This is a genomic window from Kordia sp., assembly GCF_022447245.1.
Taxonomy (GTDB): domain Bacteria; phylum Bacteroidota; class Bacteroidia; order Flavobacteriales; family Flavobacteriaceae; genus Kordia.
Genome location: NZ_JAKVBC010000056.1, coordinates 1 through 22,020, shown reverse-complemented (window position 1 = coordinate 22,020; position 22,020 = coordinate 1). Strand labels below are relative to the sequence as shown.

The 22,020-nt window shown below is 33.7% G+C and carries 15 protein-coding genes and 1 pseudogene; 7 read left to right on the top strand and 9 right to left on the bottom strand.

What is annotated here, in order from left to right:
- Positions 1-166: 166 nt before the first annotated feature.
- The 3 genes from MK119_RS23070 to MK119_RS23060 all read right to left on the bottom strand — a co-directional run bounded on the left by MK119_RS23070 (position 167) and on the right by MK119_RS23060 (position 1,777).
- On the bottom strand, positions 167-607 hold the full coding sequence (locus tag MK119_RS23070) for a phage holin family protein (RefSeq protein WP_290683871.1): 441 nt from the start codon (positions 605-607) through the stop codon (positions 167-169).
- On the bottom strand, positions 594-1,028 hold the full coding sequence (locus MK119_RS23065; protein WP_290683869.1) for a TIGR02594 family protein: 435 nt from the start codon (positions 1,026-1,028) through the stop codon (positions 594-596). Before MK119_RS23065 ends, MK119_RS23070 begins: the two co-directional genes overlap by 14 nt.
- Before the next feature lie 593 nt (positions 1,029-1,621).
- Positions 1,622-1,777, bottom strand: coding sequence for a hypothetical protein (locus tag MK119_RS23060; protein ID WP_158269150.1), 156 nt, complete (start codon positions 1,775-1,777; stop codon positions 1,622-1,624).
- Between the two features lie 270 nt (positions 1,778-2,047).
- Here MK119_RS23060 and MK119_RS23055 point away from each other — a divergent pair, with 270 nt between their 5' ends.
- Positions 2,048-2,851, top strand: a complete 804-nt coding sequence (locus MK119_RS23055; protein WP_290683866.1) for a S24 family peptidase — start codon at positions 2,048-2,050, stop codon at positions 2,849-2,851.
- Positions 2,852-2,934: 83 nt separating this feature from the next.
- Here the strand turns inward: MK119_RS23055 and MK119_RS23050 are convergent, their stop codons facing one another.
- The 3 genes from MK119_RS23050 to MK119_RS23040 are packed head-to-tail and all read right to left on the bottom strand — an operon-like array spanning position 2,935 to position 7,297.
- Positions 2,935-4,776, bottom strand: a complete 1,842-nt coding sequence (locus MK119_RS23050; RefSeq protein ID WP_290683864.1) for a M1 family metallopeptidase — start codon at positions 4,774-4,776, stop codon at positions 2,935-2,937.
- An 11-nt stretch (positions 4,777-4,787) separates the two neighbouring features.
- Positions 4,788-6,413 carry a S8 family peptidase gene (locus MK119_RS23045; protein ID WP_290683862.1) on the bottom strand — a complete coding sequence of 542 codons (1,626 nt, stop codon included), beginning with the start codon at positions 6,411-6,413 and terminating at the stop codon, positions 4,788-4,790.
- Positions 6,414-6,439: 26 nt separating this feature from the next.
- The gene (locus tag MK119_RS23040; protein WP_290683860.1) at positions 6,440-7,297 is read right to left on the bottom strand and encodes an MBL fold metallo-hydrolase; all 858 of its coding nucleotides are present in this window, start codon (positions 7,295-7,297) and stop codon (positions 6,440-6,442) included.
- Positions 7,298-7,730: 433 nt separating this feature from the next.
- Between MK119_RS23040 and MK119_RS23035 the strand changes: the two genes are divergently transcribed.
- From MK119_RS23035 to MK119_RS23020, 4 genes are all read left to right on the top strand, one after another.
- Entirely contained in the window at positions 7,731-10,151 is a 2,421-nt protein-coding gene (locus tag MK119_RS23035; RefSeq protein WP_290683858.1) for an HRDC domain-containing protein, read from the top strand.
- Positions 10,152-10,267: 116 nt separating this feature from the next.
- Positions 10,268-11,392, top strand: a complete 1,125-nt coding sequence (locus tag MK119_RS23030; protein ID WP_290683856.1) for a helix-turn-helix domain-containing protein — start codon at positions 10,268-10,270, stop codon at positions 11,390-11,392.
- A 72-nt stretch (positions 11,393-11,464) separates the two neighbouring features.
- A complete protein-coding gene (locus MK119_RS23025) occupies positions 11,465-12,838 on the top strand; it encodes a serine hydrolase domain-containing protein (protein WP_290683854.1) in 1,374 nt (457 codons plus the stop codon).
- Between the two features lie 120 nt (positions 12,839-12,958).
- Positions 12,959-14,809, top strand: a complete 1,851-nt coding sequence (locus MK119_RS23020) for a sodium:proton antiporter (RefSeq protein ID WP_290683852.1) — start codon at positions 12,959-12,961, stop codon at positions 14,807-14,809.
- Positions 14,810-14,875: 66 nt separating this feature from the next.
- Here the strand turns inward: MK119_RS23020 and lepA are convergent, their stop codons facing one another.
- On the bottom strand, positions 14,876-16,672 hold the full coding sequence (lepA, locus tag MK119_RS23015) for a translation elongation factor 4 (RefSeq protein ID WP_290683850.1): 1,797 nt from the start codon (positions 16,670-16,672) through the stop codon (positions 14,876-14,878).
- Positions 16,673-16,829: 157 nt separating this feature from the next.
- On the opposite strand from lepA, the gene MK119_RS23010 reads away from it, so the two are divergent.
- Both MK119_RS23010 and dusB read left to right on the top strand, forming a co-directional pair.
- A complete protein-coding gene (locus tag MK119_RS23010) occupies positions 16,830-19,235 on the top strand; it encodes an outer membrane beta-barrel family protein (RefSeq protein WP_290683848.1) in 2,406 nt (801 codons plus the stop codon).
- Positions 19,236-19,331: 96 nt separating this feature from the next.
- Positions 19,332-20,323: pseudogene (gene dusB, locus MK119_RS23005) on the top strand (tRNA dihydrouridine synthase DusB).
- 2 nt (positions 20,324-20,325) lie between these two features.
- On the opposite strand, the gene MK119_RS23000 reads toward dusB, so the two are convergent.
- Together MK119_RS23000 and rbfA are read right to left on the bottom strand one after the other, a co-directional pair.
- Entirely contained in the window at positions 20,326-21,537 is a 1,212-nt protein-coding gene (locus tag MK119_RS23000; RefSeq protein ID WP_290683846.1) for an FtsX-like permease family protein, read from the bottom strand.
- On the bottom strand, positions 21,538-21,930 hold the full coding sequence (gene rbfA, locus MK119_RS22995) for a 30S ribosome-binding factor RbfA (RefSeq protein ID WP_290683873.1): 393 nt from the start codon (positions 21,928-21,930) through the stop codon (positions 21,538-21,540). It abuts the gene before it with no gap.
- Positions 21,931-22,020: the final 90 nt, after the last annotated feature.

Genomic DNA, 22,020 nt, shown 5'->3' with positions numbered 1-22,020 from the left:
GCCGTGGCATCATCTCCGCTTTCTGCATCAATATATAGTGTATTTAGAGTTGTTATAGTTAATACATCATCTTTATGAACTAGACTATCAAATACGTCCTCATACTGTGTTTGTGTTGGTTTATCGCCTGTTTCAAAATACGATTTTAATGTTTCTAATGTTTGTTTCATTTTTTTTGAGTTTTATGATCTTGTTCTTTATTGTTTACAAGAACATCTATGGTTTCTTCTAAATCTTCAAGAGATCTGTTTTTTATTAAATTAACCAAAGCTTTAAAAGGATTTATACCATAGATTGCATTGAAATTTTCCATGATGGATTTAATTTCAGCAATGGCTATAAACCCAGCAATAATTCGCATAAAAGGGATTTCTTTTACAATATATTTTTCTAGTAAAAAGGCAGAAATAACCACCAGATTGTAGATGAAAAATTTTGAAATTGTATTTCCTATGCGTTCGCTAGTAATAGGGATATTCTTTTTAATTGCAGCGTATGTTCCTGTAATAAAGTCTACGATAATTAGAAAAGCAACCGTAAGCATGACAGAAACAATGGGCGCAATGAGTGCAAATAACCAAAACAAATACGGTTTAATTTTCTCCATTTTTTGTTAGTTTTCTATAATCTAAAACCCTGTTTTTAGGATATGCTTTAATAGAAACTCTATTGTTTTGATTGCCTCCTAAAATGTAAACATATCGTTTCGTTTGTTTTACAAAAAAACCAACATGTCCTTTCCAACTACCAGGAGAATCGCGCCATAATACAACAACGTCTCCTTGTTCAGGTAATGCGGTGGATTCACCGACATTTAACCAACTTCTAGCATTTAATTTTCCACTATATGAATAATTTTCTGTTTTAGAAACCCAATTAACAAATGCACTACACCAAGCTGTTTCGTCGTGTAATTTGTTGCTATCGAATCCTAATACTTCAAAATATCTAATAATTTGGGGATTATCTGCTTTACCATCAATCTCTGTGACTCCATATTGAGATAATGCTTTTTGAATTAAGCTCATAGTTTTAACTTTTAATAATTAATTTGACAATTATGTCTTCAATATTGTCTAAAAAAATTGCAAACAATCGCCTTTTGCTACTGCAATTGTCAGCGCATGATTAACATATTCATGAAAATGTTGGAATTTGAATTTGAGAATAAAAAACTTAGATTAGATGCAACTTCATTTATTTTTATTTTCTTAACCAGAATAAGGCTTTGCATACATATTAAGATTCTTCTCAACAGTGTTTTTTAAATACGAATCGTACAAAATGATGTACTGTTCATTAGAAAAGCGAGTACAAATATAAAACATATTACAATACAAAACAAACATATTACAATAAACTTATTGTTTTTTCTGTTTTTTGTTTGAATGTTACTTTTAGTAGTGTATTAGCAACAAAAAATCCCTTACATGAAGGGATTTTTTTGAATACGTTTTGTTGGTATGATATGAATAATTAACCCTAAGAACTTACTTTTCATACAACAAGTACCGTATTCACTGCAGGATGCGTTTATATTAGTAGAAAAGGAAAACTCCCCTACCTAAAAAAGGAGTTTTCCAGATATAACATTTTAATGTATGTTGAGTGACTAGCTGAATTATTGCTTTAAAATATTATATATCGTCTTTTCTGAAATGAACAATCTATCAACCAATTCGTTGATAATTACTTTCATTTGTTTTGCAGAATTATCTTCTACATAGTTATGAATGAATTTTTTTCTTTTATCCAATAGCTCTTTACTTCTTTTCATGTTTGTATATTATTAGGTGTTATTTTCTACTTTTTCTTTTTTAAAATCGTATGAGAATTTTGCTCTCAAATACGTAACCGTCAGTCTATATTCTATCGCTTTTTATGTATTTTTGAAGAATAAAATCGATATTTATTCACACAAATGTTTGATTTTCAATAAAAATTCATATCTTAGCAACAAATTACACTACAAATATAAACAAATTACAGATTAACTCAAACATAAAACAGAAATATTTTGTAAAATGTTTAAAATACAGTGTGAGATATGGAAGGAATACATGAAAAAATAAAACAGATTATTGATCATTTTCGTCTTAATAATAATTCTTTTTCTAAACGAATTGGCGTAACAAGTACCACAATTGATAGTATTACCAATGGTAGGCCACAACCAGATGGATCAAGGAAAAGAACAAAACCAGGCTACGATTTACTGACGAGCATTATTAAAGAGTTTGATATCAATCCTGATTATTTATTCGGTATGAATTCACAAATGTTTAAATCTGAAAATAGAGAATTTCAAACATATGCTGGAATTCCACAAGTAGTGGCTGTAAATCAAGAAGGAGAAGAAAATGTTGTGTATGTTCCTATCAAAGCACGTGCAGGATATTTAGATGGGTATGGAGATGCAGGGTATATTGAAACCTTGCCTTCGTTTAGTATGCCGCATTTAACTAACGGAACGTATCGTTGTTTTGAAGTACAAGGAAACTCTATGGTACGTACCTTTTTTGATGGAGACTTGGTTTTTGGAAAATATGTAGAAGATTTGAATGATGTAAAAGACGGTCGCGTGTATGTAATTGTGAGTCGTAATGATGGAATTGTATTGAAACGTGTTATCAATAGAATAGAAGAACGCGGAAAGCTCATTTTAAAGTCAGATAATAAAGATGGAAATTATCCAACATATACAATAAACGCAGAGGAAATTATGGAAGTTTGGTATGTTACTATGTTTGCTTCAAAACAAATGCCAGAACCTGTAGATGTCTACGATAGATTGCACGATTTGGAAAGCAAGATTGTACTGCTAGAAAATGCACTTCGACAGAAAAATTAAAACATATGTAATAATTACCACAAAAAAAGCGAGATCATATAATTACTTACGATCTCGCTTTTATATGATAAGAGTTATACTATTTATTGCTGCGCAACATTATTTTCTCTATTGATATCAGCCATCAATTCAGATGGATCAATTTCTACACTTTTTACAGTTTTATCAGTTTCCAATGTATACGTTGGATATGCCCAAGGCCAATCTGCTTTTGTAGTCGCATTCGTTGGTTTTTCTCCGCGCATCATACGTAATGGAATGTAAAATTCTTCACTAGAGCCATCTGCATAATTTACAGTAATGTCTATTGGCATTGGCATTTGTCCAATACGCTCTAAAATAATAGTTTTTCCGTTGATTTCTTTCACTCCATAGTCAATTGTATTGGTAGTTTGAGCCCAATCCGTTAAATACCAATCTAAATGGATTCCTGATACTTTTTCAGCAGTCCTTTTAATGTCATTTGGTGTTGGATGTTTGAATTTGAAATCGTCAAAGTACTTTTTAAGTGTCTTTTCTACATTTTCTTTCCCGATCACATATTCTAATTGTGATAAGAAAATAGCTCCTTTACTATATGCTGCTACACTATATGCTCGGTTATATTGATAACGATCGGCATGCGTAGTCAGTGGTTGTTCAAATCCTGATTCTACAAGTCTAAAATACGAACTATAAGAACCTTTCTGTGGATTTTCTCGATTGTAATCCATAATATGATTCATACAACGATTAGAAATATAGGTTGTAAATCCTTCATCCATCCATTCATGCTTAGATTCGTTAGTTGCTAATAAAAACTGAAACCATGTATGTGCCAATTCATGTGCAGTTACACCAATTAAGCTACTCAATCTTCTTTTTCCAGTAATCAACGTACACATAGCATATTCCATTCCCCCATCACCACCTTGAATTACAGAGTATTGTTTGTATGGATATTGTCCAATATATTCATTAAAATATACTAACATTTCTGCAGTTTTATACTGTAATTCTTTCCAGTTTTCTTTGATTGCAGGATCGTTTTTGTATAAAAAGTGTAGCGTTACACCATTGGCTCCTTGATGTGTATCATGCACATAATCAGGATCGGCTGCCCAAGTAAAGTCGTGCACATTTGGCGCTTTAAAATGCCACGTAAGCTTATTTCCTGCAGGTCTTTTTACAGTTCCAGTTTCATAACCATACCCAATTTCGTTAGGGTTTTGCAAATACCCTGTTCCTCCTAAAACATAACTTTTGTCAATCGAAATTTTTACATCAAAATCTCCCCAAACACCGTGAAATTCTCTTCCAATGTATGGATGTGTATGCCAACCTTCAAAATCGTATTCGGCCATTTTAGGATACCATTGTGTCATTGACAAGGCAACACCTTCACTATTATTTCTACCAGAACGACGAATTTGTACAGGAACTTGTCCTTTAAAATTCATATCAAACGTGGCAGAGGCACCAGGTAAAATAGGTTTTGTTAAAGTTACCTCTAAAATAGTTCCTTCTGTCGTGTATGATAATTTTTTTCCATTCTGAGTTAAAGAATTGACTTTAATATAGCCAATTTCTGAGTCAGAAAGCTTGCTAATACGATCACCAACTCTTCTATCTGGATCTTTAATGGTTCTTGAGCGCACATCCATTTCACTTCCTGGTTGAAACGCATTAAAATATAAATGATAGTATACTTTATCTAAAACATCTGGAGAATTGTTAGTATAGACTAATTTTTGTGTTCCTGTGTATTGATATGTATTTACATTCATATCAATTTCCATCTCATAGTTTACTTTTTGCTGCCAATAGGTTGGTGAAGAAGTGCTGTAAGATATTTTATTTTTTTCTTGGCTTGTGGTTTCTTGTTGCGATTTACATGCCACAACTGCCAAAGCAGCAAGAATACTTAGTTTACTAAAAATTTTCATGTGTTTTTTGCTTATAATTTTACTTTTCCTCTGCTTACTTTATCAGCTAAAATAAGAGCATTGTATGCATTTACAATTTTACCTGTTTTTGATCCTTTTGAAAACGGCATTGCATCTTTTGATTGATCAACAACTACATCTCTGTTTACAGAAAGACCAGATTGCATGATGATTTTCTTTACTTGTGCCGCCGTTAATTTTGGATATTGAGACATAATTAATGCTGCAACTCCAGAAACTCCAGGTGCTGCCATAGAAGTTCCACTGATAGACTTGTATTCATTTTCTGGGAAAGTAGAGTAAATTTTAGATCCTGGAGCAAAAACATCTACATTATTGTTTCCATAGTTAGAAAACCCAGAAACCATTTGCGAACCATATTTACTTTGTAATGAACCAACTGTTAAGAAAGTATCTGATACTTCATTTCCTGTAGGCGTTTGATCGTTTGGATAAACTGCTTTTGTGTCAAGATTTGCATTTTCATTTCCAGCAGCTTTTACTATAAGCACATTGTTTTTTCCTGCGTAAGCGATGGCATCACGAATCCATTCACTGTTTTGAGAGAAGTATTTTCCAAAACTTGCATTGATAACTCTTGCACCATTGTCAACTGCATAACGAATTCCCAAAGCTACATCTTTATCATATTCATCTCCATTAGGAACCATTCGCACTGCCATAATTTCTACATTATTAGCAACACCATTCATTCCGATTCCATTGTTGCGTTCTGCTGCAATAATTCCGGCAACGTGCGTTCCGTGAGATTCTGATTTAACACTATGTTTCACGTTTCCATTTCCATAATTTGTATCTGTAATATCATATGGATTGTCACCCAAAGCAGTTCTTCCGTTAAAATCTGTATTTAGATAATAGTCTAAATATTCGCTTAATGATGCTATATTATCTTTTATTTCTTCTTCAACAGCATCTAAGGTTTCAAATTGTCCGCCGCTCAGAATACGTTTCGCCATAAAAATATGTTGTGACAACGCTTCATCTGGTGCTTCAATAGCATTTATTTCCTCTAAAGTATAGTCATCCTTTTTGAAGTGTTTTTTGAAAGCTTCATTCGTTTGCTTTACACGTGAAGCTATTTGCTTTATTTGTTCTTTTTGACCACTGTATTTTTTATAGTCTTCTTCCATTTCAGCTTTTGCTGCTGCATAGTCAGGATGACTTTCTCCTTTTTTTACGATACGTGTTTTTTCCATGTTTTCATGGTATGTATCTCCTAAAAAGTTCCAACCATGAATATCATCTACGTATCCATTTTTATCGTCGTCTTTTCCGTTGTTGGCAATTTCTTTTGGATTGGTCCAGATAACACCGTCTAAGTCTTCATGATCAATATCAATTCCGGAGTCTAAAACGGCGACAATCACTTTTTTTCCTTTTCTTCCTTTGACAATTTCTGCATAGGCTTTGTCAACACTCATTCCCGGAATGGTATCTGTTACTAAGTCTTTGTGTCCCCAAGACTTCATTTCTTCTTTTGTGAGTGAGCGCTCTTTTAAAGGCGTTGCATCAATATTAGAAATTGGAGTTGATAAAATGGGAGGAACTGAACTACCACAGCTTGCTAAAACTAGCAAAGACGCAGCAAAAATTGAGGGTTTTAGTATTTTCATTATTCTAGTGTTATATAAATGAGGGTTTAAAATAGTTCGTTACAAGTAAAAACTTCGTTTAATCGCACACCTTTTTCAGTATGTTTTACAGTGATAATTTCATTATGGGCATCGTGCTCTAGGAACAGATAAAAATTGTTATCTGCTGCCATGTTGAGGAATTTTTCTTTTTCATCTAAGGTCAACAACGGTCTGGTATCGTATCCCATAACAAATGGAATTGGTAAATGTCCAGCAGTTGGTAGCAAATCTGCCATAAAACAGATGGTTTTCCCTTTGTAATGAATCATAGGAATCATTTGTTTTTCAGTATGACCATTTGCAAAAAAGACATCGAAGCCGAGTGCTGATTTTTCTAAAATATCCAACTTTGGTTGCGCGATAAAGTTGAGTTGACCGCTTTCTTCCATAGGAATGATATTTTCTTTTAAAAAGGAAGCTTTTTCACGCCTATTGGGAATCGTTGCCCATTGCCAGTGATTTTCATTGCTCCAAAAACGAGCATTTTTAAAAGCTGGTTCGTAACCAGTTCTGTCTTTATTCCATTGAATGCTTCCGCCACAATGATCAAAATGTAGATGCGTCATAAAAACATCTGTAATATCATCTTTGTGAAAACCGTATTTTTTTAGTGATTTTTCAATAGAATCGTCACCCCAAAGATGGTAGTATCCATAAAACTTATCACTTTGCTTGTTTCCCATGCCAGTATCTACCAAAATAAGTCGATCTCCATCTTCAATCAACAAGCAACGTGCAGCAATGTCAATCATATTATTAGCATCTGCCGGATTGGTTCGTTGCCATAAGGATTTTGGCACTACGCCAAACATTGCGCCACCATCTAGTTTAAAGTTTCCTGCTTCAATAGGATACAGCTTCATAAAATTGTTAGGTTTTAGTCTTGCAAATTAACAAAACCGAAACGAAAATGTGTATTTCTTAAGTTTTTATTAAGAAAACATGCCTTATATTTAGAAGATTTATGGTTAAAAGATTTTATCTTCACGAATCCAGTCACTTTTAAAGCGTCTTACTTCGTTTTTTCTATCTACTTCAACTCTTGTAATAGCAAGAAGCTTTAGGTATAAAAATGATACTTTTCTAAATTACGATTGGATAGATTCTACTTTTTTGAAATTGTGCACGAACGTATGTTAAATACAATTGAATTCTTATATATTTAGTCTTTTAGTACAAACGTTGTCTTGCAACAATTGAATACAATAAGCAACAAGATATTTTTTTAGCGAAAAATACTTTTAAGAAAGCAATGTATACACCTATTTCTTTTACCTTTAAAACAAGAAATACCGTATGGAAGTTAATAAGGAGCTAGCTTTAGCATTTAATTTTATAGAAAAAACCAACAGAAATTTATTTCTAACAGGAAAAGCAGGGACAGGAAAGACTACTTTTTTATACAAAATAAAAGCTACATCTTTTAAACGATTGGTTGTTGTAGCGCCTACAGGTGTTGCCGCCATCAATGCAAAAGGAGTAACAATTCATTCATTTTTTCAGCTAGCTTTTGAACCTTTTATTCCCAATAATACTCGAAAACACACAACTATTCAACGTAAATTTAGCAAAACTAAAATTGATATTATAAAGTCATTAGATCTTGTCGTTATAGATGAGATTAGTATGGTACGTGCTGATGTTTTGGATGCTATAAACGCGGTATTATGTCGCTATAAAAATAGCTCGAAACCTTTTGGAGGAGTTCAACTTTTATTAATTGGCGATTTACAACAACTTTCTCCTGTGGTACGTCCGAATGAATGGCAAATATTAAAAGATTATTATAGAACTCCTTATTTTTTTAGCAGCATTGCATATCAAAAAGCAGCTATTTTAGCGATTGAGTTAAAATATATTTACCGACAACAAAATCAAAAATTTATAAAGATTCTCAATGAAATTCGAACGAATACATTGTCTTCAGCTTCTGAGGAAATTTTGAATAAACAATATCAGCCAAATTTTAATCCAACCAAAAAAGATGGCTATATTACACTTACAACTCATAATGATCGCGCAGATGCTATCAATCAAAAAGAATTAGATAGTTTAGAAACGAAAGAAAACGTATATACTGCACAAATTACAGGTGATTTTAATGAAAAAACATACCCAAATAGTGAAAATTTAATTCTTAAAGAAGGAGCACAAGTCATGTTTATAAAAAATGATAGCTCACTTGAAAAGCGCTATTATAATGGGAAAATTGGCACCGTCATTCATTTAGATGAAGATACTGTTACTGTAAAATGTTCGGAAGATGATATTATAGAAACTACGCATGAAACTTGGGAACATATAAAATATACGCTCAATAAGGAAACCAAAGAAATTACGAATACAGTAGAAGGAACATATACACAGATTCCATTGCGATTGGCTTGGGCAATTACCATTCATAAAAGTCAAGGATTAACTTTTGAAAAGGCCATTATTGATGCGGAAGCTTCCTTTGCGCATGGGCAAACGTATGTGGCATTGAGTAGATGTAAAACGTTGGAAGGAATTGTATTAAAAACTCCTTTAAAAACAAAGAATATCATTAGTGATACTACCGTGAATGCATTTACGGAGCAATTGGAAGAAAATGAACCTAATGAAGCAGATTTGAAAGCTTCTAAAAAAGCCTTTCAACTCGATTTAATTAGTGAAATATTTGATTATCATCCGTTTTTATATCCTTTGAAACGATTGATAGACATCTATTACAAAAATAAAAATGCCTTAAACGGAAACATTTTACATCCACTTGAAACGATTAAAGACAAAGGAATCATTCCTTTCCTTAAGATTAATAATACGTTCAAAAATCAACTAGAATCCTTAGCCACAAATATTGAAAATCCTGAAGAAGATACAACCATTCAAGTGCGTTTTAAAAAAGCGAGATCCTATTTTAAAGAGCAAACAAAGCAACATATAACCACTGTTTTAAGTACGTTAACATTTACTACAGACAATCAAGCCATATCAAAAGATTTTGAAAAACAATTGAAAGATTTGGAAGATAAATTGGCCGTAAAAACTAAAATTTTAGAAGCGTTATCCAATCATTTTTCAACAGAAAATTATTTAAAAATACGTGCCAATTCAATCTTAGAAGTTTCGGAAGTTAAAGTAATAAAACGACCAATAGCAACTTCTACAACACACGAAGAATTATTTGAAGATTTACGATTATTTAGATTGAGTGTTTCTAATTCTGAAGACATACCTCCATTTCAAGTATTTACGCAAAATTCATTATTTGAAATTTGCGAAATCTTACCAACAACGCCTAAACAACTCAGAAAAATACATGGAATGGGTAAAGTACGTGTAGCAAAATATGGTGAAGAAATCTTAGAAATCATAAAAGAATATGTGACCAAACATAATTTGACACCAAAAGAAGAAGAAGTGGTGATTGAAGTGGCGAAAAAAAACACTAAAGAGATTTCATTCGATTTTTTTAAAGAAGGCTTGTCCATCAATGAAATTGCCGAAAAACGAGCGTTAACTTCTGCTACAATTTTGGGGCATTTAGGACATTATGTTATTGAAGGCGTGCTAGATATTAACGAAATATTACCCGAAGAAAAAGTAACAAAAGGACTCGAAATGATTAAAAAGAATACGTTTGAAGGTCTCAATGAACTCAAAGGAATTGCAGGTAATGATTTTTCATACAGCGAACTTCGATTGTTGGTGAACTATAGCAATAAAGAATCATAAGGTTTTATTGAGAACCCCATCGCTTAATTTTAAAGATTGCAAACAAATCTTCCGTTTATTTGATTGTTGAGGTGTGTATTTAGTACATTTACAATCATGAATTCCATATAACTTTCGTGCAAAATTTTTTAAACATCATCATTTTACTTGGAACCTTGCAAGGTGCCATTATGGCTGTCTTATTATTCCGATTGAAAATACAAAGACAAGCGAGCAAACTATTAGCATGGTTGATTTTGTTAATTTCTCTAGCGTGTTTGAATATTTATTTGCTGAATGCGGTAGAAGGCACTAGCTCTTTCTTTTGGAATTTTATGGAAGCCGTATTTCCTTGGGTTGTGATCATGCCAATTGGGCCTTTGGTGTATTTTTATGTAAAGTCCATTCTTGAGCCAAATTTTGTGTTGACCAAGAAGCATCGCATTCACTTTTACACAGTTATGTTAGATTTGATACCGAGTTTTGTAATTCTTGGCTATGTTGCTGGTGGTTATTTGGGTTTTATCAATGCCGATAGCACTTTTGATTTGGGATTGTTTATAGAAACGTACGATACCTATGTGGACATTCCTCGATGGTTGTCATTGGCGATATATGTATGGTTTTCGTATCAGTCCATTTCTGATTACACCAAAAAAAATACACATCAAGTTTCGCTGCGTTGGGCACGCCATTTTGTGCTGGGTTTTATGATATTCGCGGTACTATGGTTGCTACACTTAGTATTGTATCTCATTCCATCTTCTTCAAACCTCTTATTAGGTAGTGTGGGATGGTATCCTGTATATATTCCTTTGATTGTGTTGTTATATTGGTTGGGAATTAACGGTTATATTATCAGTTTTAAAACCTATAAAAAGTCCTCAAAAAGTCAAGAAATATCGGATGCTACTGTGCAACAAACAATTTCAAAACTAGAACAGGCAATGAAAGAAGAAAAGCTTTTTTTAAATCCTTCGTTAAAGCTTTCGGATGTTGTACAACAGATTGACATTCCACAAAAAACAATTTCTTTCGTGTTGAATCAGCACATTCATAAAAGCTTCAATGAGTATGTAAATAATTATCGCGTAGAAGCATTTAAATCGAGACTTCTCTCAGAAAATGATGAAAATTTAACCATCACTGGAATCGCTTTTGAATGCGGATTTAATTCGCAAGCGACCTTTCAACGTGTCTTTAAGTCCATCACAAATCAATCGCCAAGTGAATTCCGAAAAGCACACATAAAAAATAGCTAAAAACTACTCTCAAATCTAGATTTGGATAGATTTCAAAGCATAAAAGCCCTTCATTTGCTCAAAAATTGACAGATGAAACACTATTGCTTATTCATATTTCTTTTCTGTATTTTGATCGCATCAAATGCACAGAAAGCCAAAGAATATACGCAACAAATAGATACTTTTTTACAATTAGAATATCCGAAAAAAGAACCTGGTGCCGTTGTACTAATCTCCCAAAAGGGAAAGATCATTTTCGAAAAAGCTTATGGGTTAGCTTCTTTAAAACCCAAGCGAAAAATGAAAACCCAAATGGTTTTTCAGATTGCTTCTATGAGCAAACAATTTGTATCGGCAGCTATTTTGCAATTGGTAGAAGCTGGAAAAATGTCTCTATCGGATACAATTCAAAAATATGTACCTAGTTATCCGTCCAAAGAGCATCCAATAACTATTCATCATTTATTATCGCAAACTTCAGGAATTCCTGAATATTTTGATGTTGATGATAAAGTGTTTTATTTACTCGCACAAGAACACACACCGCAACAATTGATCGATTATTATAAAAATGAACCGCTTATTTTTCGACCAGGCGAAAAATGGAGTTACAGCAACTCCAACTATCCGCTACTTGGCGCAGCATTGGAGAACATTACAGGAATGTCTTTGAAAGAATATCTCAATGAACATATTTTTGATCCGTTGGGAATGAAAGCTACCGGACTTTGGTACCGAGAAGATACGCCTAAGAAACAAATTGTAACGGGATATAATATAAAAAACGGACAGCTGATTCTTGCACCAAAAATGGTCGGTTCGGCATTGTATGCATCTGGTGGCATTGTTTCTACAACCAAGGATTTGTTTTTGTGGAATACAGATTTTACAGCAAAAAAAGTACTCTCGGATTTTATTGTACATCATCTGACAACAGAAAATAAAACCAATGACGGAAAAGGTACGGGCTATGGTTATGGATTTTTTCTAAAAAAAGTAAACGAAAGTGCGACTGTTCAGCATGGTGGTAATTTATTTGGATTTACCAGTTACGGGATGTATTTGCCAAATGAAGCTACTTTTATTTGTGTGTTGTCCAATACCAAATTTGACAGAACAGAAAAAATTTCAAAATATATAGCTAGTGTTTTATTGGACAATCCGATTCAAATTTTTAGCAAAAAAGAAATTTCTAAAGAGCAATTAAAAGAATATTGTGGTGTTTACAAGCTTGATAGTGCGTCGTTGCAACGTGTTTTTGAAATTAGGTTGTATGATAACGAATTGTTGCTGTATGATCCAAAAAAACCAGAGGCATCTGCACTATTGACACCATCTGAAAAAGATATATTTATCCTGAAAGCCGCAAGTGCTACGATACAGTTTGTACGAGACAAAACGTCAAAAATAATAGGTCTTACAATCAAACAGAAAGACGAATATCACTTTAAAAAAATTAAATAAGCGTAAAGATTTTTACTGAACTCATTTAAACTTTAAGTGAGTTCACTGTATAGCTGGGTTTTATTAGATGTATTTTCCCATTTAATTGTTAAATTTACAATTCACTAAAAACACACATACATGCTTGAATTAGCGGGAATTATTATTTTAGGAATATTGGCACAGAGGTTTGCATGGAAATTTAAGATTCCAGCTATTTTGCCTTTAATCCTAATCGGATTGTTGGTTGGACCGATTGCCGCAGAATTTTTATCGGAAGACGGTACTAAGTGGATTGAACCGATTTGGGACGAAGAAAAAGGAAAAGGACTCTTTCCAGGAGAAAGTCTTTTCAACTTTGTCTCGCTTGCCATTAGTATCATTCTGTTTGAAGGTGGATTGACGCTAAAACGTTCCGAAATTAAGAATGTAGGTCCAGTCATTACAAAATTGATCACCTTAGGTTCTGCCGTAACGTTTATTGGTGCGGGAATTGTGGCGCGTTTGGTGTTTGAATTGAGTTGGGATTCGTGTTTCCTGTTTTCAGGATTGATCATTGTAACAGGTCCGACCGTAATTACGCCCATTCTTCGAAATATTCCGTTGAAAAAAGATGTGTCTGCTGTATTGAAATGGGAAGGAATCTTGATTGATCCAATAGGAGCTTTAGTCGCCGTTTTGGTATTTGAGTTTATCATTGTAGAAGGCGACAGCGGATTTACCAAAACAGCCTTAATTGAATTTGGAAAAATTATTCTCTTTGGAACCACTTTCGGATTCACCTTTGCGCATGCCTTAGCATTTGCTGTAAATAAGAAATTAATTCCACATTACTTACTCAACGTGGTTTCGCTATCGGTTGTGTTATTAGTTTTTGTGGAGTCGGAAATCTTTGCACACGAATCAGGATTATTAGCCGTAGTTGTGATGGGAATGGTGTTAGGAAACGGAAAACTCGAAAATCTCAAAGAACTTTTATACTTTAAAGAATCGCTCAGTGTCTTGCTGATTTCCATACTGTTTATTTTGCTGGCCGCGAATATTAATATGGAAGATTTGCTGCTGCTGTATAATTGGAAAACTGCGATTTTATTTGCACTTGTGGTTTTTGTGATTCGACCGTTAGGCGTATTCTTAAGTACTTATAACTCAAAATTAAAAACAAACGAAAAAATATTTATCAGTTGGGTAGGACCGCGCGGAATTGTGGCTGCGGGAATCGCTTCGCTTTTCGGAAGTAAGTTGGCAAAACAAGGTGTAGAAGGCGCCGAATATATAACGCCATTGGTATTTATGATTGTGCTGGGAACCGTGTTACTCAACGCAACAACAGCACGTTTGTTTGCTAAAGTAGTGGGTGTATTCTTGACGAAATCAGAAGGTATTTTGATTGTCGGAGCTTCCAAAGTGTCACGTTTGTTAGGGCATTACCTAAAAACAAATGGAAGACATGTCGTATTGATCGATAGCAATCAAAGCAATATTGAAAAAGCGAAAGAACTTGGTTTGGAAGCCATGAGCACCGATATTTATTCCAACACATTGACCAATAATATAGAACTGAACGATGTAGGTTATTTAATTGCACTTACAGGAAACTCTGGCATCAACAAGTATGCTATAGATAAGTTCGGTGCCGAATTCGGAGAAAACGGTTCGTTCCGATTGGTGACGAGAGAAGAAATGTTAGACGAAAACTACAATCCGTCAGAAGGTATTTTTTCAAGTACAGACGATTACAACTCGTTTACAGAAGCGACACGAAAATTCCCGTCTATTCAAGAAATTGATCTGATTGATGTGACGCACTTTAGAAGCCTTATTGAGCAAACACAAAATGATAAAGACATCATTCCACTATTCATCAAAAAAGAAACAGGAGAACTCGATATCATTTCCTCACAAGATATGGAATTGGAAGAGATCGGTAAAAAGTGGAAACTTGTATACCTTGGGAAACCGTTTGATGTGGAGGCTACGGAAACGAATTAAGCTAAGGGCTATTATATTTTCAAAGCTGTCGAAAGCTTCAAACTCTCGACAACTATTTTATGTTTCTTAATCGTTCAGTTTCAATACTGCCATAAACGCCTGTTGTGGGATTTCTACGTTTCCAACTTGACGCATGCGCTTCTTCCCTTTTTTCTGCTTTTCTAGGAGTTTACGCTTACGTGAGATATCACCACCATAACATTTTGCCGTTACATCTTTACGAAGTGCTTTGATCGTTTCACGCGAAATAATTTTGGCTCCAATTGCTGCCTGAATTGGAATATCAAATTGTTGTCTTGGAATCAATTCTTTCAGCTTTTCACACATCTTTTTACCAATCGTATAGGCGTTATCGAAGTGAATTATGGCAGAACGAGCATCCACAGATTGTGCATTCAATAAAATATCTACACGTACTAATTTTGACTTTCGCATTCCGATCGGAGAATAGTCAAAAGAAGCATATCCTTTAGATACCGTTTTCAATCGATCATAAAAATCAAAAACAATTTCTGCTAACGGCATATCAAACGATAGTTCAACACGTTCCGTTGTTAAATATGTTTGATTGGTAATTAATCCTCGTTTTTCAATACACAATGACATTACATTTCCAACAAAGTCCGATTTTGTAATGATCGTTGCTTTGATATAAGGCTCTTCTACACGATCCAAACTAGAAGGATCTGGTAAATCAGAAGGGTTATTTACTATGATAACATCATCTGGGTTTTTCTTAGTAAAAGCGTGGTATGATACGTTTGGAACCGTTGTAATTACCGTCATATTAAATTCACGCTCCAAGCGCTCTTGAATAATTTCCATGTGCAACATTCCTAAGAATCCACAACGGAAACCAAAGCCTAAAGCAGCTGAACTTTCTGGCGTAAATACCAACGAAGCATCATTCAATTGCAGTTTTTCCATTGAATTACGCAGTTCTTCATAATCTTCGGTATCTACTGGATAAATTCCTGCGAATACCATAGGTTTTACATCCTCAAACCCTTCAATAGCATTCTTTGTTGGGTTTTTTGCATCTGTAATGGTATCACCTACTTTTACTTCACGTGCGTCTTTAATTCCTGTAATTAAATACCCAACATCACCAGTTTTGATTTCTTTTTTTACAACCTGATTCAGTTTCAACGTTCCAACTTCATCAGCTCCATATTCATTCCCTGTGGCGACAAACTTAATCTGCTGCCCTTTTTTAATAGAACCATTGATAACTCTAAAATAGGTTTCTACACCACGGAAAGGATTGTAAACAGAATCAAAAATCAAGGCTTGCAATGGTTCGTCGTAACTTCCTTCTGGTGCAGGAATACGTTCAATCACAGCTGCTAAAATATTATCGACACCAAAACCTGTTTTTCCACTTGCGTGAATAACTTCTTCGGCATCACAACCTAATAAATCAACAATATCGTCGGTTACTTCTTCAGGATTGGCACTTGGTAAATCTACTTTATTCAATACAGGAATAATTTCCAGATCATTTTCTAAAGCTAAATATAAGTTAGAAATAGTTTGTGCTTGAATACTTTGTGCTGCATCTACAATCAACAAAGCGCCTTCACAAGCAGCAATTGAACGTGATACCTCATAGGAAAAATCTACGTGTCCCGGTGTATCAATCAAATTCAAAATATACTCTTGTCCTTCATAAGTATATTCCATTTGAATAGCATGTGATTTAATCGTGATTCCACGTTCACGTTCTAAATCCATACTATCTAATAATTGATCTTGCTTCTCTCTTTCACTTACTGTGTTTGTAAAATCTAACAATCTGTCAGCTAACGTACTCTTCCCATGATCAATATGTGCAATAATGCAAAAATTTCTAATATGCTTCATCTAATTCATCGCTAATATTTTGCAAATATAGTTTTTTACAAAGTAAATACACGTGTTTTGCCTACAGATACCAAGTTTTTTTTAATCAAAGATGTAGCTTTTTTTCTACGTTCGATAAAAATGAGTATATTTGCGCCCAATTAACCAAATTATAGCCATGAACCTAAAAATCACAAGTTTATTTGTGCTTTTTACATTTTTTACCGCTGCGGGACAAGAAAATTATCAAGTCTCGGGCACATTGATTGCTTCCGATACGGAAACTGCAATCTCTCATGCTAATGCGGTATTACTTCAAGATGGGGAAATAGTACATGGTAGTTCTACAGAAGTTTCAGGGTCTTTTTTAATTGAAAATATTACTCCAGGGACTTATACACTAAATGTCAGCTTTTTAGGTTATAAAACATACACTAAAAAACTGGATATTACACGAGATTTTAATTTAGGGACAATAATACTTCAAAAAGATTCTGAGTCTCTCGATGACGTTATGATTACCAACAAAAAACCTGTGTTAAAACGTGAAATAGATCGTTTAGTTTTTAACATTCAAGGAACAGCTTTGACGGAGGAAAACACTTGGGAAGTATTGCGCAGAACACCAGGAGTAATAGTAATTAATAATACTTTATCTATTAAAAATAACACACCAACAGTGTATATAAATGATCGAAAAGTACATCTTTCTGTAAGTGAAGTATATCAGTTATTGGAAGGAACGCCAGCAGAAACTGTAAAATCTGTTGAGGTCATTACCAATCCACCAGCGCGCTATGATGCACAAGGCGGCACTATTTTAAACATAGTGATGGAAAAAAATTTGATTGTAGGTTATCATGGAAGTGTATATGGAAACTTTACGCAAGGAGTTTTTCCGCGTTACAACGCAGGAATCAACCAGTTTTACAAACGTGGGAAGTTTAATATTTTTGGAAATTATAACTATACGCATTCAAAAATAAATAGAGATAATGACGAACGTATTAATTATTTAGATGGAATCAATACAACGTCTGTTTGGAACTCATTAATAAATCGAAATACTTGGTCAAATCAACATAATTTTAGTCTGAATGTTGATTATGAGTTCGATGCGAAAAATACCTTGAGCTTTTCGGGAAACGTATTATATCTTCCTTATTGGAAGCGAAATACACTTACCAATTCAGTTGTTGATGATCAAACATTGGCTAACGAAGACTTTTCGTTACAAGCTATGAATGTATCCAATAAAGACAAGCACAACTTAGGATTAAACCTTGATTATGTACATAAGTTTGAAAGAGAAGGTGAAAAACTTTCGGCAAACGTGCATTATACTGATTATGACAAAGCAGATGATCAACTTGTTGCTACAGATTATACGGTAGTAGCCAACCCCGATTTTTCTACAGCATTCACTACACATGCCAATCAACGTACCAACATATTGAGTGGACAAATTGATTATGAATTGCCTATTAATGAAACGTCAAGTTTTGAAGCAGGAGCGAAGGTGGCGAATATTGATACTAAAAGTGATCTTTTACAATTTGATATTGAGAACGGTATTTCTGTATTAGACATTGATAACTCAGATACGTTTGATTATGATGAATCTATTTATGCTGCGTATGTTAGTTATGCAAAAAGCTGGGATGATTGGAGTTTAAAAGTAGGTTTTAGAGGCGAACAAACGGAAATTAGAGGAAACTCATTCAGTACAAATCAAGTAAATACACAAAATTATTTTGAATTGTTCCCAACGGCATATATTAGTCATAAAGTATCAGAAAATGTAAATATATATGCAGATTTTAGTCGAAGAATTCAGCGACCGAGTTTTGACAATTTAAATCCATTTCGTTATAATTTTACAGACTTTTCTTTTGTAACAGGAAATCCACGATTGCAACCAGCAATTACAAATAAATATAAAATAGGAGCTGAAATCAATGATATTTTCTTCATTGAGGCTTATTATACTTATAGTAAAGCTGCTATTTTTGAATTGACTTTACAAGATAATGATAGCAATGTATTACAGGATGTGGCTTCCAATATCGAAAAAAGTGTAGATTATGGGTTAGATTTTGTCACTTATTTTCCAATAACGGATACTTGGGATGTCTCTTTTGTATCATCTGCATTTAATATGAATGATACATATACATTAGGTGATAACATTCAAACAACCCAAAGCAAATGGTCTTTGTATACATCTTTAGATAATAACTTAACATTTTTAAAAGATAAGAGTTTATCAGCAAACCTTTCCATATTATATATATCTTCCAATATTCAAGGGCTTTCAGAAATTTCAGATAGAAATTTTGTGAATTTATCTCTTCGTAAGGCTTTATGGAACAAAAAGGCAATAGTCTCACTTACTGTAAATGATATTTTAAATGGTCAAGAGTTTACAAAACAAACTCAGTTTGTCAATCAAAACAATAATTACTTTACGAATTACGACACACAAACCATTCGCATAGGTTTCCGTTATAATTTTGGAAACACGAAATTACAAACGAATCAACGTAACAAATCTTCTGCAGAACAAGAACGTTTAAAAGAGTAAATCCTTTTACAGAGGCTTTCAAGACTTGTATTGAGGTACATTACCACTTTACGATTTTTCATGTATCTTTGCAAAATCTTTTAAAAACAATCAATTGTGGTTAAAATAGGAGACATAGAGTTGCCAGACTTTCCTTTACTACTGGCACCAATGGAAGATGTAAGTGATCCGCCTTTCCGTGCATTGTGCAAGGAACAAGGTGCTGATGTTGTATATACTGAATTTATTTCTTCGGAAGGACTGATTCGTGATGCAGCAAAAAGCACCATGAAACTTGATATTTATGAAAAAGAACGTCCTGTAGGAATTCAAATATTTGGTGCTAACTTAGATTCTATGCTAAAATCAGTGGAGATTGTTGAAAAATCGAATCCTGATATCATAGACATTAACTTTGGTTGTCCTGTAAAGAAGGTCGTTAGCAAAGGCGCAGGCGCAGGAATTTTAAAAGATATAGATTTGATGGTTTCTTTGACAGAAGCCATGGTAAAACATACCAAATTGCCTGTAACGGTAAAAACCCGCTTGGGTTGGGATCATGATTCTATTAAAATTGTAGAAGTTGCCGAACGTTTGCAAGATGTTGGTATCAAATCGATTGCGATTCACGGTCGTACACGTGCACAAATGTATAAAGGTGAAGCGGATTGGCGTCCTATTGCGGATGTAAAAAACAATCAACGTATGCATATTCCTGTGTTTGGAAATGGCGATGTAAATTCTCCTGAAAAAGCCATTTTGATGCGTGACGAATACGGTTTAGATGGTGCTATGATTGGTCGTGCAAGTATTGGATATCCTTGGTTTTTTAGAGAAGTTAAGCACTACTTTGAAACAGGAACACATATGGCAAAACCAACCATGGAAGAGCGCATAGATGCAGCACGACGTCACTTAAAAATGTCTGTAGATTGGAAAGGTGAACGCTTAGGTGTTTTTGAAACACGACGCCATTATGCAAACTACTTAGAGGAATTCCACATTTTAAAGAATACAGACAACGTTTGGTAACTACCGACGATTCTGTAGGTGTTTTTCAAGTATTAGATGAGGTATACGAGAAGTTTGGAGATCATCAGTTTGTATAAATTTATGAATTCGCTATAAAGTCTCTTGTAATACGCCTACTAGCCAAAAATGAAGCTAGTATCCCCAAAATGGTTATTGTCAAAAATACAGTAACGCAGTTCATAAACTCTAACTTTACAGGATATGGCAAGTTTGCGGTAATGTAGAATATTTTAAATTGTAATTGTAAATATACAGCAATCACACCTAATGTAATTCCTAATATTCCACCTAAAGTGGTAATGATGATTCCTTGATAAAAGAAAATACGCTTTATCTGTTTTACAGTTGTTCCCATGCTAAACAACGTTTTCATATTGCTGCGCTTATCTAAAATCATCATCACAATAGCACCAACAACATTAAACAAAGCAAGTATCAATACCAATGTAAAAATCAGGTAGATAGCTAGGTTTTCGGTATTTAACATTTTATACAAAGCATCGTTGAGTTCAATACGATTTTTGATGATAACTTCATCATTAAAAACAGCAGAAATTTTCTCTTTTACAACAATTTCATCACTTTCTGGAAGGAGATCAAACTCAATATTTGTGACTTCATTGGTTTCAAATTCAAGGAGTTCTTGTGCCAATTCTAAATTGGTAAACACATACTTATCGTCCAAATCTTCATTGAGACTATATACACCTCTGGTCAACACTTTTACCTTTTCATATGGATTTTTAGAACTACTCGTTATACTTTTTGTACCAGGTTTTGGCACTATAATTTCTAATAAACCACTATAGTCATTAGCAATAACACCTAAAAGTTTTGAGATGCCAATACCAACAACAGCGCTATCATATTCGTCCGGATTAACCCAAGCTCCCACAAACATAATACTATCAACAACATTGACTTTTTTAAAGTATTGATCAACACCTTTAATGTTTGCAATATGATGTTTGTTATTTAAGCTTAATACCACACGTTCTTCCACAACTTGTGAAAACGATACAATTTCAGGAATATCTTGAAGTTGTTTAATTTGTGCTGCACTTACGAGAAAAGACTTTCCAGTTGCCGCTTCAATCTTAATATCAGGATCAAAATCATTACTAAATGACAAACTAAAGCTTTTCAATCCAGCAAATCCCGAAAGGACAATAAACAAAGCCAGTGCACCAATCACAACCACAACACTTGTTATGATGTTAATAATATTAATGGCATTTTGCGAACTTTTAGAAAATAAGTAACGCTTGGCTATGTATAAAGGAAATTTCAACTAGGATTTCTTTCTTTTATCTAATAAATCAGGATCTTGAATTGGGTTTTCTTCGCCTTTTAATGACTTTTCAATGTTTTCAATATATTCAAGAGAATCATCTACATAAAATGTCAAATTAGGAACTTTACGCAATTGATGACGTACACGTTGTGCTAAATCGTGCTTAATTAAAGGCGCATTTGATTGAATTCCTTCTAATAATTCTTTTGATTTATTGTGTGGAAAAATGCTTAAATATACTTTGGCTACAGAAAGATCTACCGTAACATTTACTTTCGTTACTGAAATAATAACGTTTGTCAACCCACCGCTTCTTGCTGCACCTTGCAGAATGTCTACCAAATCTTTTTGTAAAACACCTGCTATTTTTTTCTGTCTGTTACTTTCGATATCACTCATAATCTGCAAAAATATAATAATAACGCCACAAAACGTTGACATTACTAGGGAATTACAATAACTTTAGCGAATAATTGAGAT

What these genes read in the sequence shown, in the direction of transcription:
- MK119_RS23070 (WP_290683871.1), bottom strand. Translation starts at nt 607, where the DNA reads ATGGAGAAAATTAAACCGTATTTGTTTTGGTTATTTGCACTCATTGCG.
- MK119_RS23065 (WP_290683869.1), bottom strand. Translation starts at nt 1,028, where the DNA reads ATGAGCTTAATTCAAAAAGCATTATCTCAATATGGAGTCACAGAGATT.
- MK119_RS23060 (WP_158269150.1), bottom strand. Translation starts at nt 1,777, where the DNA reads ATGAAAAGAAGTAAAGAGCTATTGGATAAAAGAAAAAAATTCATTCAT.
- MK119_RS23055 (WP_290683866.1), top strand. Translation starts at nt 2,048, where the DNA reads ATGGAAGGAATACATGAAAAAATAAAACAGATTATTGATCATTTTCGT.
- MK119_RS23050 (WP_290683864.1), bottom strand. Translation starts at nt 4,776, where the DNA reads ATGAAAATTTTTAGTAAACTAAGTATTCTTGCTGCTTTGGCAGTTGTG.
- MK119_RS23045 (WP_290683862.1), bottom strand. Translation starts at nt 6,413, where the DNA reads ATGAAAATACTAAAACCCTCAATTTTTGCTGCGTCTTTGCTAGTTTTA.
- MK119_RS23040 (WP_290683860.1), bottom strand. Translation starts at nt 7,297, where the DNA reads ATGAAGCTGTATCCTATTGAAGCAGGAAACTTTAAACTAGATGGTGGC.
- MK119_RS23035 (WP_290683858.1), top strand. Translation starts at nt 7,731, where the DNA reads ATGGAAGTTAATAAGGAGCTAGCTTTAGCATTTAATTTTATAGAAAAA.
- MK119_RS23025 (WP_290683854.1), top strand. Translation starts at nt 11,465, where the DNA reads ATGAAACACTATTGCTTATTCATATTTCTTTTCTGTATTTTGATCGCA.
- MK119_RS23020 (WP_290683852.1), top strand. Translation starts at nt 12,959, where the DNA reads ATGCTTGAATTAGCGGGAATTATTATTTTAGGAATATTGGCACAGAGG.
- lepA (WP_290683850.1), bottom strand. Translation starts at nt 16,672, where the DNA reads ATGAAGCATATTAGAAATTTTTGCATTATTGCACATATTGATCATGGG.
- MK119_RS23010 (WP_290683848.1), top strand. Translation starts at nt 16,830, where the DNA reads ATGAACCTAAAAATCACAAGTTTATTTGTGCTTTTTACATTTTTTACC.